Below are 13,149 nucleotides of genomic sequence, written 5' to 3'. Positions count from 1 at the left end.
GGCCAGCAGTTAGCCCTGCAATTCATGACAACAAAAACGACAAAAAGCCTCGTCAGCATCGACGTGGGAGGGACCAACGCTCGATTCGCCCTTGCCGAAGTAGCCGGGGGCAAAGTGGTGACGGTGGGCGATCCCACGACATTCGCCACCGGCAGCGTCGACGGTCTTGCCGCAGCGTGGCAGCGGTTCGAGGATGCGCAGAGCGGCAGTCTGCCGCGTGCGGCCGCAATTGCCGTCGCTGGGCCGGTAACCGCGACCGAGATACGCTTCACCAATTCGCACTGGGTGATCCGCCCGGCGCAGATCGCGGCGGAGCTGGGCGTCGACGAACATGTCCTGATCAACGATTTCGCCGCGGTCGGCCATGCCGTTGCGGCGGCAGGCGACGAGCATTTTCTCCATCTTGCGGGCCCGGAGGCGATCCCTGAATTCGGGACCACGACGATTACTGGCCCCGGCACCGGGCTGGGCGTCGCGGCGCTGGTTCGGCGCGAAGATGGTTCCTATCGCGTGCAACCGACCGAAGGCGGGCACATCGGTTTCGCGCCCGAAGACAGGGTGGAAGAACAGATCCTCGCCATCGTGCGCGAATCGCTGCCACGCGTTTCGGTAGAACGGATGTGTTCGGGCCCGGCCATCGTCTATCTCGCCGAAGCTATCGCCCGGATCGAGGGGGTACCCATGCCTTCGGGTGACGACCGCGAACTTTGGCTATCGGCAATTACCGGCAGCGATCCCATAGCTGTCAAGGCGATGGAGCGGTTTTGCATGATACTGGGCGCAGCGGCGGGCGATCTGGCGCTGGCGCACGGGTCGAATTCCGTCGTCATCGCAGGCGGGTTGGGCCTGCGGATCAAGGACCAGATCGTCGCTTCGGGCTTTTCCGACCGGTTTGTCTACAAGGGGCGGTTCAAGGCTTGGATGGAAACCATCCCCGTCCGGCTCATCACCCATCCGCAGCCCGGCCTGTTCGGCGCGGCGGCGGCCTTCGCGCAAAGGTTCACGTAACAGGCGGCGGATGGCGACCGGTTCAGGCCGCCTTCCGCGCCGTTCGGATCAGGTAAAAGAACCGCCTTCTGCGGCAAGATTCTTCAACAATTCGGCTGGCTTCAGGCCCATCGCTTCAAGTCCGGCGACGATTTTCGACAGGCCGTGAATGTCGGCCCAGCACATCGGGCCACCCTGATAGGCGGGCCAGTTGTAGCCGAGGATCGCGGCGACATCGATGTCGCCTGCGCGAAGAGCGATGCCTTCTTCGAGGATCTTCGCACCTTCATGGACGACCGGATAAAGCAGACCGGCCACGACCTGTTCGGGCGACAGTTCATGGTCGCCCGCGATGCCGCGATGCTTGCGAACCTTGTCCACGATGTCGAGCGCGGCGGGCGAAGGGGTGCCCTTGCGCTTTTCGTCGTAGTCGTAAAATCCGCCGTTGAGCTTCTGCCCGCGACGTTCCTGCGCGACCAGTTCACCGGTCATCGTCATTTCGCCGGGGAAAGTGATGACGTCGAGCCCGATGAGATCGAGCAGCGCGATCGGCCCCATCGCGAAACCGTAGTCGCGCATCGCTGCGTCGATCACCTGCATCGGTGTGCCGGCCAGCAGCATTTCCTGGCTCGATACCATGTAAGGATACATCAGGCGGTTGGCGATAAACCCGTCGCACACGCGCGCCAGAACCGGCGTCTTGCCGATCTTCGTGGCCAGCTTCATGCCGGTGGCGACAACGCTGTCGCTGCTCTTCGCGCCGCGCACGACTTCGAGCAGGGGCATGACGTTGGCGGGGCTGAAGTAGTGGAGGCCCAAGACCATTTCGGGGCGCGAGGTGAATGTCGCGATGTGGTCGATGTCGAGGAAGCTGGTGTTCGACGCCATGATCGCGCCCGGCTTGCAGATCTTGTCGAGACGGCTGAAGACCTTTTCCTTGATCTCCATGCTTTCGAACACGGCTTCGATCACAAGGTCGACGTCGGAAAGGTCTTCCATGTCGAGCGTGCCGGTCAAAAGGCCCATGCGGGTTTCGACATCCTCTGCGGTCAGGCGGCCCTTCTTTGCCGTGCCCTCGTAATTCTTGCGAATGACGCCAAGCCCGCGCTCTAGCGCTTCGGCCTTAACCTCCACGATCTTTACGGGGATGCCGATGTTGGCAAAGCACATCGCAATGCCGCCACCCATCGTGCCCGCGCCGATGACGCCAACGCTCTTGACGTCGATCAGCGGCGTATCCTTGGCAATGTCGGGCACCTTGGTCGTTTCGCGCATGGCGAAGAAAACGTGGCGCAGCGCGCGCGATTGGTCGGAGGTGAACAGTTTGCCGAAATTCTCGGCCTCTGCCTTCATGCCTTCGGCAAACGGCAGGCTTACGGCGGCCTTTACCGAGTGGAGGATCTGTTCGGGCGCGATAACGCCGCGGAACAGGCGTCCGTTTTCGGCGACGAAGCGGTCGAACAAGCCGGCGTCCGCCTTGTCCTTGGCAATGACGTCGTCCTTTTCGGAAACCCGTGGCAGCGGGCCTTCGTGGGCAATCGCTGCGGTCGCCATTGCGGCTGCTTCGGCCATCAGCGTGTCATCTGCAACGACCTTGTCGACAAGACCCATCTGCTTTGCAACCGGCGCCTTAACCGGTTTGCCCGTGGCCATCATTTGCAATGCACGTTCGGCACCGATCAGGCGCGGGAGGCGCTGCGTGCCGCCGGCACCGGGCAACAGGCCCAGCTGTACTTCGGGCAGACCCATTTTCGCCGACATCGCGGCAACACGATAATGGCAGCCAAGCGCGAGTTCCAATCCGCCGCCCAGCGCCGTTCCGAAAATCGCGGCAACGACCGGCTTTTCCAGCGATTCGATCTTCTGGATCACGCCCGGAAGCCACGGTTCGCGCATGCCGATGGCAAATTCCGCGATGTCGGCGCCGGCGGGGAACGTGCGACCCTTGGCCGAAATCACAGCCGCCTTGATCGCGTCATCGCCTGCAATCCGGTCCGCTGCGGCGCTAAGCCCCTGTCGGACCGAAAGGCCCAGGGCATTGACGGGCGGATTGTCGATCAGGACGACGGCAACGCCGTTTTCGATCGACAGGGTTACAGTATCGGACAGCGCTTCGGACATCCAGGCGGTTCCTTCCATGATCTTTATCGGCCCGCGCATGGCGGGATTCGCGCGCAGAGATGCCCGCTCGGAGCCGAAATGGCAATTCCGCAGCGGAACAGGTGTGTCTCAGGCCTCCTGAAGGCAGAATGGACAGTTGGCCGCGTAATGGCCAGGTTCGATCTCGGTCAGAACCGGCTCCTCGTGCTTCATGCGTTCGTCATGTTCGACCGGGCTGCGGGGCCAGAAGTTGCAGCCTTCAGGCGGATTGAGCGGCGAGGGCGGATCGCCCTGCAGCACGATGCGGTGGCGCGTGCGTTCGACGATCGGGTCGGGCTGCGGGATCGCGCTCATCAAAGCGCGGGTATAGATGTGGAGCGGATGATCGACGATCTGCGACGCTTCGCCCAGTTCGAGAATGCGGCCAAGGTACATCACCGCAATCCGGTCCGCGATGTAGCGCACGACCGAAAGATCGTGGCTGATGAAGATCATCGTCAGCCCCATCTCTCGCGTCAGCCGCTTGAGCAAGTTGAGAATCTGCGACTGAATCGACACGTCCAGCGCCGATACCGGCTCATCCGCGATGATCAGCTTGGGCTCGGTCGCCAGCGCACGGGCAATGGCGACGCGCTGCCGCTGGCCGCCCGAAAATTCGTGCGGATAGCGTTTCATCTGAGCCGGATTCATGCCCACGGTGCGAAGCAGTTCGGCAACCCTGCCGCGCAGGGCGTTGCCCTTTGCCGTCGGGTGCCGCGTGCGGATCGCTTCGGCAAGCGTGTCCAGCACCGTCATGCGCGGGTTGAGCGACGCATAAGGGTCTTGGAAGATCATCTGGAAATTGATCCGCTCGTGCCGGATATCCTTGTCAGACAGTGCAGACAGTTCCTTGCCCTCAAGGAAAATGCGGCCCGACGTCGGACGGATCAGCTGCATGATTGTGCGCGACAGGGTGGATTTGCCGCAGCCCGATTCGCCGACGAGGCCGAGAATCTCGCCCGCCTTCACCGTCAGCGTCACGCCGTCGACAGCCTTGACCACGCCCTTGCTCTCGCGGGTGAACAGCGTCGTGCCGAGATCGAAATACGTATGCACATCGTCGAGCACGAGAAAATCCTCGCGCGGGTCGATGCGCACGCCGGGTTCGTGATGTTCGCTCATTCGGCGGCCCCCGCTGGCGTGATGTCTTCCACGGGCACGTCCGTCGTCAGCACGCTTTCGATGGGCGCAGACGAATCGCAGAAATGGCAATCGGCAAAGCAATGCCCGTCGCCAAGGTCCACCAGCTTGGGCCGGTCGCCCTCGGCAGCGCCGGTCTTGGGATAGGGACAGCGGGGATAGAATGCGCAGCCGTGGATCGGCTTCGACACGTCTGGTGGAAGTCCGGGGATGGTATAAAGTTCGGCGCCCTTGGTCTGCAGCGACGGGATCGTTTTCTGCAGGGACCGGGTATAGGGATGTTGCGCGTTGTAAAAGACCTGCTCGGCCGTCCCGCTCTCCATCATCCGGCCGCCGTACATGACGTTGACCTTGTCGCAGTTGCCCGCAACGACACCAAGATCGTGAGTGACAAGGATGACCGCGGTGCCGAGAACTTCCTGCCGCTTCTTGATGATGTCCAGAATCTGCGCCTGAACCGTGACGTCGAGTGCGGTGGTCGGTTCGTCCGCGATCAGCAGGTCAGGCTCCGTAATGAGCGCCATGGCAATCATCACGCGCTGACGCATGCCGCCCGAAAATTCATGCGGATAGGAATGGATCCGGCTCGACGCTTCGGGAATGCCGACTTCTTCAAGCGCGGCAATGGCCTTGTTCAGTGCAGCCTTCTTGTCGACGTCGAAGTGCAGACGCAACGGTTCGATCAGTTGCGTCGAAATGCGCAGATAGGGATTGAGCGAGGTCATCGGATCCTGAAAGATCATGCTGACCCGGCGGCCGCGTATCTTGCGCAGCTCCGCCTCGTTCATCTGCAACAGGTCTTGGCCGTCGAACATGGCCGTGCCCCCGTCAATCCGGCCCGGAGGTTCAGGGATCAGGCGCATCAGCGAATAGCAGGTAACCGACTTGCCCGAACCGGACTCACCGACGATGCCCAGCGTTTCGCCCTTTTCTAGCGAGAACGACACGCCATCGACCGCGCGCACGACGCCGTCGCGGGTATAGAACGAGGTCTTGAGATCTTTGACTTCGAGTAACGGCATGATCGATCAGTCCTTCGCGCTCTTGGGGTCGAGCGCGTCGCGCAGGCCGTCGCCGAGGAAGTTCAGGCAGAACAGGGTGAGGGCAAACAGGAAGGCCGGGAATATGAGCAGCCACGGGAAGATTTCCATGTTCTGCTGCCCTTCGTTGATGAGCACGCCCCACGAAGCATTGGGCGGCTGAACGCCAAGGCCGAGAAACGACAGGAACGCTTCGAGCAGCATGACGGCCGGAACGGTCAGTGTCGCGATGACGATGACGGGGCCGAGCACGTTGGGGATGAGGTGGCGCAGGATGATCCGCTTGTGGCTGTAACCGAGCGAAACGGCAGCCTCGACGAATTCCTGCTTCTTGAGCCCCATGACACCGGCGCGCACGATTCGCGCCATCGACAGCCACTCGACCGCACCGATGGCGACGAACATCAGCCACATGGATCGGCCGAATGCCACCATCAACAGGATGACGAAAATCGTGAAGGGAAGGGCGTAAAGCAGGTCGACGAAACGCATCATCGTGGCATCGACCTTGCCGCCCATGTAGCCGGCCGTCGCGCCATAGATGACGCCGATGGCAAGCGAGACGACCGTCGCGATAAGGCCGACCATCAGCGATATGCGCCCGCCTTCCAAAGTGCGGACCAGCAGGTCTCGGCCCAGCGTGTCGGTGCCGAACCAGTGCGCCGCCGATGGCGCTGTCGCGCCCAGGAAGAGATCCTGTTCCTGGCTGTTATAGGGGACAAGCCATGGGCCGACGATGGAGGCGACCACGATCAGCAGGAAGATCACGAGACTGGCGACCGCCAGCCGATTTTTCCGCAGCCGGGACCACGCGTCCTTCCACAGGGACGAGCCCTGTATCAGTTCATGCTCGGCGATTTCCGATGCGCTGTGACGCGGCACGGGGGCCGCTTCGTTGCCGAGGACGGCGGTTTCGGAATGATCAGTCATATTTCAGCCGTGGGTTGAGCGCGACCTGCGCGATGTCGACGAGGAGGTTCATCAGCACGATCAGCGAAGCGAACAGGACCGTGAGGCCAAGGATCAGGAAGTCGTCGCGGTTCAGCGCGCCCTTCACGAACCATTGGCCAAGACCCGGGACCTGAAAGATCGTTTCGACGACGAACGAGCCGGAAATGATGCCTGCCAGCGCAGGGCCGAGGAACGTGATCGCCGGGATCAATCCGCCCTTGAGGCAATGCTTCCATACGATCATGTGTTCGGGAACGCCCTTTGCTCGCGCGGTTCGCACGAAATCCTGATTGAGCATTTCAAGCATCCCGCCACGGGTCAGCCGGGCAAAATAGGCGGCGTAATAAAGCCCCAGCGTCGCTGCGGGAAGCACGACGAATTCGGGCCCGAACCAGCCGGCGACCGGAAGAACCGCGAAGATCAGGCCGAACACCAACGCCAGAAGCGGCCCCATCACGAACGTGGGAAGGCAGATGCCCGCCATTGCGGTCGACATCGGCACGTAGTCCAACCATGTATTCTTTTTCACTGCCGCCAGAATGCCGGCCGGAATGCCTAGTAAAAGTGCGACGAGCAGCGAAATCGAACCCAGCTTCAGCGATACCGGAAAGCTTTCGGCGATGATCTCGGTCACTGTGCGGTTGGCGTAAACCGCACTGGGCCCGAAATCGCCGTGCAAGATATTGCCGACAGAAGTCAGAAAGCGTTCGCCGACCGGTTTGTCGTAGCCGTAGAAAGCTTCGATCTGGGCGAGGATTTCCGGCTGCATCGCCCGTTCCGAACTGAACGGGCTGCCCGGCGTCGAGGCGACGAGGAAGAAGGTGAGGGCATAGATTCCGATCAGGACCAGAATGCCCTGCAAGAACCGTTTGCCGATGAATTTCAGCATGGGATCGCCTTCGTCCAGTTAACGGAAATTGGGCCTGCGCCGATCATTGCGCGGGGGCGGTGGCAGAAGCGGTGGAAACCGGCTTTGGCGCAGAACCGGCCGTTTTCGGCGCCGTCACGCGTTGTCCGTCGAAATAGAGGTATTTGACGGGGTGGTTGTCGAGCAGCTTGGGGTGCCAACCCTTCAACCGCGGGTCCTTGAGGTAAACGCGGGTATAGAAATAGATCGGGATGATCGGCATCGCGTCCATCATGATCTGTTCCGCCTCGCGCAGCATGGCAAAGCGCGTCTTTTCGTCCGGCGCGCGCTGAGCGTCGTCGATCAACGCGTCGTAACGCGGATCGCCCCAGTTGGTGTCATTGTTGCCGTTTCCGGTGGTCATAATGTTGAGGAATGACGACGGGTCGACGTAATCGCCGATCCAGCCGGCGCGGGCCATGTCATAATTCCCGCCCTTCATGTTATCGAGATAGACCTTCCACTCCTGGTTGTAGATGCCGATGTGGATGTTGAGGTTCTTCTTCCACATGGCCTGCAACGCCTCTGCGATTTGACGGTGCGTTTCCAGGGTGTTGACCAGGATCTCGGTCTTGGGAAATCCCTTGCCGTTGGGATAGCCGGCTTCGGCCAGCAACTTGCGGGCTTCGTCGGGATGAAATGCCGCGCGGTCGGACGGCGGGTAGCCCGGAACTCCGGCTGGTACGAAGCCGGTTGCGGGCAGCTGTCCGCCCTTGGTCACCTTATCGACAAGCAACTGCCGGTCGATCGCAAGCGTCAGAGCTTTGCGCACACGGGGATCGTCGAACGGCTTACGCTCCGTGTTGATCTTGTAATAGTAGTTGCCGAGATACGGTTCGATCATCATCTGGTCCGGCATCTTCTTCTTGAAGATCGGGACTTTTTCGTTGAGCACGGTGTTGGTCAGGTGCAGGCGTCCGCCGCGGAACATCACTTCTTCGGTTCCTGCATTTTCGATCGGGAAAAAGCGGATGCCGTTGAGCTTTACGGTCTTCGCATCCCAGTAGGTGGGGTTGCGGACGACTTCGATTTCCTGGTTTGTTGCCCATTTCTTGAGCTTGAACGGACCATTGCCGACAAAGTTTTCCAGCTTCGACCATGAATTCTGGCGATCGCCGATGCTGCCATATGCTTCAACTGCGCGCGGATTCACCGGGAACCAGGAATAGTGCTTCAACATGTTCGGGAAATAGGGGGCTGGGCCATTAAGCGTGACCTGCAGCGTCTTGCTGTCCAGCGCCTTTACGCCGACGGTGCGGAAATCCTTCGTCTCAACTTTGTTGAACGCTTCGGCGCCCTTCATGATGTAGAAGATCTCAGCATACTGGTTGCCCAGTTCCGGCGTCAGCGCGCGCTGCCAGCTATAGACGAAATCGCTGGCCAGCACCGGGTCCCCGTTGGTCCACTTCGCGTCGCGCAGGTGAAAGGTCCAGACGGTAAAAGCGGGATCATGCTCCCAACGTTCGGCCATGCCCGGTGCAGGGATCATGTCGTTGTCCGGGTGATAGGCGATCAACCCCTCGATGATCGAGGAGATGATGTGGTTCTCCGGAACTCCGGTCACGAGATGGGGATCGAGACCCTTGGGCTCGGTTCCGTTGCCCCACAACAGGATGCCTTCGCGTGCCGCAATGTCGGTCGCAGGTTCCCTGCTGCCGCACGAGGCGAGACCCAGGCCAAGCAACATTATCAGCACAGCGTGTCGAACTAGTTTCATTTGCATCTTTCTGCGGTATGAAATTTTCAACCGCATCGCAAGCGAAGCTTGTCCCGACGCTGCTGTGAAGGCCTGATTTAATTCGATTCACTCGGGTAAAGGACCCGCTTACGTACATAGCCAACGCGCCAATCCGCAGGATGGGTTTATTCGCCCGCGAACGACAGCAATGCATGGGATGTAACGTCCAAGTCGCGCAAACGATCCGCGCCGCCAAGTTCGGGCAGGTCGATGACGAAAAGCGCCTGATCGATCAGGGCGCCGCGTCCGCGCAATAACTCCACCGCCGCCAGCGCCGTGCCCCCGGTGGCGATAAGGTCGTCGACCAGCACCACCTTTGCCCCCGGTCCGCAGGCATCGTCGTGCATTTCCAGCATGTCGGTCCCGTATTCGAGCGCATATTCGATCGAAACGATGGTCCCCGGCAGCTTCCCGCTCTTGCGCAGCATCAGCACACCGCAACCCAGTTTGTAGGCGAGGGCGGAGGCGAACACGAAGCCGCGCGCCTCGATCCCGGCGATCAGGTCGGGCTTGCCGTTGTCGAGCAGGTCGGCCAGCCGGTCGATAGTCGACGCGAACGCATCGCCTTCGAGCATCAGGGTCGAGATATCCCGGAACAAGATGCCGGGCTTGGGATGATCGGGGATCGTGCGAATGAGGTCCTTCAGATCATCGTTGTCGTCCATGTCGCCATCGTTCCGTCATATCGTTGGAATAGGCGATGACACTAGGGCCGGGACATCGGGCCAGCAAGTGTCGCACCGAAACGAGCGGCAACCGCTCGCTTGCCGAGCCGCGCGCCAGCGGCTAAGGGCGGCGCTTTCCAAATTCTCACGCTCTTTCACAGGCTGAAGCATCATGAAGATCAGCGGCGTCGACATTCGCCCCGGCAACATTCTCGAATACGAAGGCGGCATCTGGAAAGTTGCCAAGATCCAGCATACGCAACCCGGCAAGGGCGGCGCCTATATGCAGGTCGAGATGAAGAACCTGCAGGATGGCCGCAAGACCAACGTGCGCTTCCGCAGCGCCGACACGATCGAACGCGTCCGCCTCGATACCAAGGACTTCCAGTACCTGTACGCCGAAGGCGACATGCTGGTGTTCATGGACAAGGACACTTACGAACAGATTTCCCTGCCCGCCGACCTGCTTGGCGACGCGGCCGCTTTCCTTGAAGACGGCATGGAAGTAACGCTCGAGCTGTGGGACGAAAAGCCGATTTCGGTGCAGTTGCCGGAGCAGATCGAAGCGACCATCGTCGAGGCTGATGCCGTGGTGAAGGGGCAGACCGCTTCGTCCAGCTTCAAGCCCGCGATTCTGGAAAACGGCGTGCGAGTCATGGTTCCGCCGCACATCGAAAGCGGCACGCGGATCGTGGTGGACGTTTACGAACGCACCTACGTCGGAAAGGCCACGTAAGGGCGATCATCATGGCAATTACTGGTCTTATTCGCGTCATGGAGCGCGCCGCGCGCAAGGCGGGCAACCGTCTGCGCCGCGATTTTGGCGAAGTCGCCCATCTTCAGGTCAGCCACAAGGGTCCCGCCGACTTCGTGTCCAAGGCTGACCGCGCAGCCGAACGCGCATTGTGGGACGAGCTTAAGGTCGCGCGACCTGGCTGGAACTTCCTGCTGGAAGAATCGGGCCAGATCGACGGTGAAGAGGGCAAGCCGCGTTTCATTATCGATCCGCTCGACGGCACGACGAACTTCCTTCACGGTATTCCGCACTTTGCGATTTCGATCGCGGTACAGGAACCCAAACTGGACGGTTCGGGCTGGGGCGAAGTCACCCATGCGCTGGTTTACCAGCCCATGACGGACGAAAGCTACTGGGCCGAAAAGGGCCGCGGGGCATGGCTGCACGATGCGCGCCTGCGCGTTTCGGCACGGCGCGAGCTCTCCGAATCGATCGTCGCGACGGGCATTCCGTTCAACGGGCAGGGCAGTTTCCCGCAATGGGCTCAGATCGCGGGCGAAATCGCACCGCGCGTCGCCGGTCTTCGCCGGTTCGGTGCCGCGTCGCTCGATCTGGCATGGCTTGCCGCAGGACGTTACGAGGGTTTCTGGGAAGCGGGCCTGAAGCCGTGGGATACCGCGGCGGGATGCCTTCTGGTGCGCGAAGCCGGCGGTTTCGTGTCCGACTGGCGTGGGCGTTCGCTGGAAATTTGCGACCAGACCATCCTTGCCGGCAACGATGTCCTCCATTCGCGCCTCCACAAGCTTCTTGCATCTTCGCTGAAGCCGGCTTGAAGGAGTTAAAAGGCCCGGCTAAGAGCGGCTTCCCGCACATGCCGGGTCAGTGCCCCTGTGGCGGAATGGTAGACGCGAACGACTCAAAATCGTTTGTCGCAAGACGTGCCCGTTCGAGTCGGGCCAGGGGCACCATTTTCGCAATCTCGCTCGATCGATCTTGTCGCATGGCGACGGGGTCGGTGGCGCGGCGACGGTTCGGCTGGTAGCCTGAATGCTGATGCCGGGCATGCCTTCCCTTCACGCGTTGGCCGCGATGATCCTGACGATATCGATGTTCGTCGCTTTCGCCCGGGGGCGTGTCGCGACGGAAATCGTCAGCCTGGTCACGATCGCGTTGATCGCGCTGGGGCTCTATTTCTTTCCTCTCGACGGCCAGCACCAGACCGACGGGCTTGCTCTTGCCTTTTCAGGTTTTGGCCATCCGGCGCTGATCACGATATGTGCGCTGATGGTGATGGGCCGCGGGCTGGTCGTGACCGGCGCGCTGGAACCTGTAACGCGCCTTCTGGCCAGCGTGTGGAAGATCAACACCCAGCTTGGCATGTTGGTGTCCTTGTTGCTGGCGATGGTCCTGTCGACGATGGTCAATGACACGCCCGTTCTGGTTCTGCTGCTTCCGGTTTTCGTCGGTCTGGCGGAAAAAGGCGCGATGGCGGCGTCCAAGACGCTGATCCCGCTCAACGCCGCCGTGCTGATTGGCGGCATGGCGACGACGATCGGCACGTCCACCAACTTGCTGGTAGTTTCGATCGCGGCCGATCTTGGCATGGCGCCGATGCGCGTGTTCGATTTTACGCCAATCGTCGCGGTCGCGGCGCTGGTGGCCTTGCCCTACCTTTGGCTCGTGATGCCGCGACTGTTGCCTGACAATGGCACGAACTTTACCCGCAATCGCCGGACATTCGCCGCGACCCTGCGGGTCGACGACGACAGCGATCTTGTCGGGCAGACGCCGCGCGACCTGCAGACTCGTCTGCCTGACGGTTTTGCCTTTGAAGGTTCGCTGGACCGCCAGATCACGGCAAATTCACGCCTGCCGGTCAGTGGTACGCATACGGCGCTCGAAGATGCCTTGCGCACGTTGAAGGCGAGGGTGGCCCCGGCGTGGGTCATCGAACGCATCGGCGCCGCTGCCAAAAGCAAGGGCAGCGACGTCGTTGTGGTGGAAATGGCGCTTACGGCCGAATCGCGTCTTGTCGGCCTGACCATCCCGTCATCAGGCGTGGCCGGGCAGTTCGGGGTTGCCGTGCTCGGCATCCACCAGCAACAGCGCGGACCCGATCAAGGGCGCCACGAATATTCTGAGCTTCAGCTTCGCCCCGGCGACGTGCTGCTGGTCATGGGGCCGCTGGCAGAGATCGAGGAGTTCGCCGAGAGCGACCGGCTGCTGCTGCTGGAGGGTGTGACGGAAGTGCCGCGCAGGTCGAAGGCGCTGTTGGCGGCCGTGATCATGTTCGGTTCGGTGGCCACGGCCAGCATGGGATTGTGGCCCATTGCCGTATCCGCGTTGGCGGGTGCGATCCTGATGTTCGTCACCGGTTGCGTAAAGTTCAACCGCGTGGGCCGGGCGCTTTCGGCCAACGTGATCGTATTGGTCGCAGCCAGCATCGCCATCGGTCGAGTTATCCTGGAAAGCGGGGCGGCGGCGTGGTTGGGCGGCGTGATGTCGGCCGGACTGCAACATTTGCCCCCGGCCATGATCCTCGCCTGCGTCATGCTGTTCGTGACGCTTTTGACCAACTTTGCATCGAACGCGGCAGCGGCGACGGTGGGAACTCCGATTGCCTTCAACATCGCGCAGACCCTGGGCTTGCCGCCGGAGCCGCTGGTGCTGGCCGTGCTGTTCGGTTGCAACCTGTGTTACGCAACGCCCATCGCCTATCAGACGAACATGCTGATCATGGACGAAGGGCGTTACAATTTCAGCGATTACATGCGTACCGGCGTTCCGCTGGTTGCGCTGATGGCGACGACGTTGTCGTTGATGCTCGTCTTTTTCTACATGTAGCA

The 13,149-nt window shown here is 61.3% G+C and carries 11 protein-coding genes and 1 tRNA gene; 5 read left to right on the top strand and 7 right to left on the bottom strand.

Annotated features, from left to right (window positions below; genetic code table 11):
* Positions 1–24: 24 nt before the first annotated feature.
* Positions 25–1,008, top strand: a complete 984-nt coding sequence (gene glk / locus EKN06_RS03550) for a glucokinase (RefSeq protein WP_127611469.1) — start codon at positions 25–27, stop codon at positions 1,006–1,008.
* Between the two features lie 48 nt (positions 1,009–1,056).
* Here glk and EKN06_RS03545 read toward each other — a convergent pair whose 3' ends face one another.
* The 7 genes from EKN06_RS03545 to EKN06_RS03515 form a co-directional block, all read right to left on the bottom strand.
* Positions 1,057–3,108: a 3-hydroxyacyl-CoA dehydrogenase NAD-binding domain-containing protein gene (locus tag EKN06_RS03545; protein WP_127611468.1), complete on the bottom strand. Its 2,052-nt coding sequence runs from the start codon at positions 3,106–3,108 to the stop codon at positions 1,057–1,059.
* A gap of 108 nt (positions 3,109–3,216) precedes the next feature.
* Entirely contained in the window at positions 3,217–4,248 is a 1,032-nt protein-coding gene (locus EKN06_RS03540) for an ABC transporter ATP-binding protein (RefSeq protein ID WP_127611467.1), read from the bottom strand.
* The gene (locus EKN06_RS03535) at positions 4,245–5,288 is read right to left on the bottom strand and encodes an ABC transporter ATP-binding protein (RefSeq protein WP_127611466.1); all 1,044 of its coding nucleotides are present in this window, start codon (positions 5,286–5,288) and stop codon (positions 4,245–4,247) included. Before EKN06_RS03535 ends, EKN06_RS03540 begins: the two co-directional genes overlap by 4 nt.
* A gap of 6 nt (positions 5,289–5,294) precedes the next feature.
* Positions 5,295–6,236, bottom strand: coding sequence for an ABC transporter permease (locus EKN06_RS03530; protein ID WP_127611465.1), 942 nt, complete (start codon positions 6,234–6,236; stop codon positions 5,295–5,297).
* Entirely contained in the window at positions 6,229–7,146 is a 918-nt protein-coding gene (locus EKN06_RS03525; RefSeq protein ID WP_127611464.1) for an ABC transporter permease, read from the bottom strand. The genes EKN06_RS03530 and EKN06_RS03525 overlap by 8 nt, the downstream gene beginning before the upstream one ends.
* Positions 7,147–7,189: 43 nt before the next feature.
* Complete coding sequence (locus tag EKN06_RS03520) at positions 7,190–8,851, bottom strand: peptide ABC transporter substrate-binding protein (protein ID WP_127611463.1); 1,662 nt, start codon at positions 8,849–8,851, stop codon at positions 7,190–7,192.
* 176 nt (positions 8,852–9,027) lie between these two features.
* Complete coding sequence (locus EKN06_RS03515) at positions 9,028–9,567, bottom strand: adenine phosphoribosyltransferase (protein ID WP_127611462.1); 540 nt, start codon at positions 9,565–9,567, stop codon at positions 9,028–9,030.
* Between the two features lie 172 nt (positions 9,568–9,739).
* Here EKN06_RS03515 and efp point away from each other — a divergent pair, with 172 nt between their 5' ends.
* From efp to EKN06_RS03495, 4 genes are all read left to right on the top strand, one after another.
* On the top strand, positions 9,740–10,303 hold the full coding sequence (gene efp / locus EKN06_RS03510) for an elongation factor P (protein WP_127611461.1): 564 nt from the start codon (positions 9,740–9,742) through the stop codon (positions 10,301–10,303).
* Between the two features lie 8 nt (positions 10,304–10,311).
* On the top strand, positions 10,312–11,136 hold the full coding sequence (locus EKN06_RS03505; RefSeq protein WP_127611460.1) for an inositol monophosphatase family protein: 825 nt from the start codon (positions 10,312–10,314) through the stop codon (positions 11,134–11,136).
* A 51-nt stretch (positions 11,137–11,187) separates the two neighbouring features.
* Positions 11,188–11,271 (top strand) — tRNA-Leu (locus EKN06_RS03500).
* 94 nt (positions 11,272–11,365) lie between these two features.
* Positions 11,366–13,147: an SLC13 family permease gene (locus tag EKN06_RS03495; RefSeq protein WP_338068059.1), complete on the top strand. Its 1,782-nt coding sequence runs from the start codon at positions 11,366–11,368 to the stop codon at positions 13,145–13,147.
* Positions 13,148–13,149 lie beyond the last annotated feature (2 nt).

The sequence above is a fragment of the Croceicoccus ponticola genome, from assembly GCF_004004515.1.
Classification (GTDB): Bacteria; Pseudomonadota; Alphaproteobacteria; order Sphingomonadales; family Sphingomonadaceae; genus Croceicoccus; species Croceicoccus ponticola.
Note: the sequence above shows the minus strand (reverse complement) of the source record. Positions and strands in the feature narration are given on the sequence as shown.

What these genes read in the sequence shown, in the direction of transcription:
- EKN06_RS03515 (WP_127611462.1), bottom strand. Translation starts at nt 9,567, where the DNA reads ATGGACGACAACGATGATCTGAAGGACCTCATTCGCACGATCCCCGAT.
- efp (WP_127611461.1), top strand. Translation starts at nt 9,740, where the DNA reads ATGAAGATCAGCGGCGTCGACATTCGCCCCGGCAACATTCTCGAATAC.
- EKN06_RS03530 (WP_127611465.1), bottom strand. Translation starts at nt 6,236, where the DNA reads ATGACTGATCATTCCGAAACCGCCGTCCTCGGCAACGAAGCGGCCCCC.
- EKN06_RS03535 (WP_127611466.1), bottom strand. Translation starts at nt 5,288, where the DNA reads ATGCCGTTACTCGAAGTCAAAGATCTCAAGACCTCGTTCTATACCCGC.
- EKN06_RS03540 (WP_127611467.1), bottom strand. Translation starts at nt 4,248, where the DNA reads ATGAGCGAACATCACGAACCCGGCGTGCGCATCGACCCGCGCGAGGAT.
- EKN06_RS03520 (WP_127611463.1), bottom strand. Translation starts at nt 8,851, where the DNA reads ATGTTGCTTGGCCTGGGTCTCGCCTCGTGCGGCAGCAGGGAACCTGCG.
- EKN06_RS03525 (WP_127611464.1), bottom strand. Translation starts at nt 7,146, where the DNA reads ATGCTGAAATTCATCGGCAAACGGTTCTTGCAGGGCATTCTGGTCCTG.
- glk (WP_127611469.1), top strand. Translation starts at nt 25, where the DNA reads ATGACAACAAAAACGACAAAAAGCCTCGTCAGCATCGACGTGGGAGGG.
- EKN06_RS03545 (WP_127611468.1), bottom strand. Translation starts at nt 3,108, where the DNA reads ATGTCCGAAGCGCTGTCCGATACTGTAACCCTGTCGATCGAAAACGGC.
- EKN06_RS03495 (WP_338068059.1), top strand. Translation starts at nt 11,366, where the DNA reads ATGCCTTCCCTTCACGCGTTGGCCGCGATGATCCTGACGATATCGATG.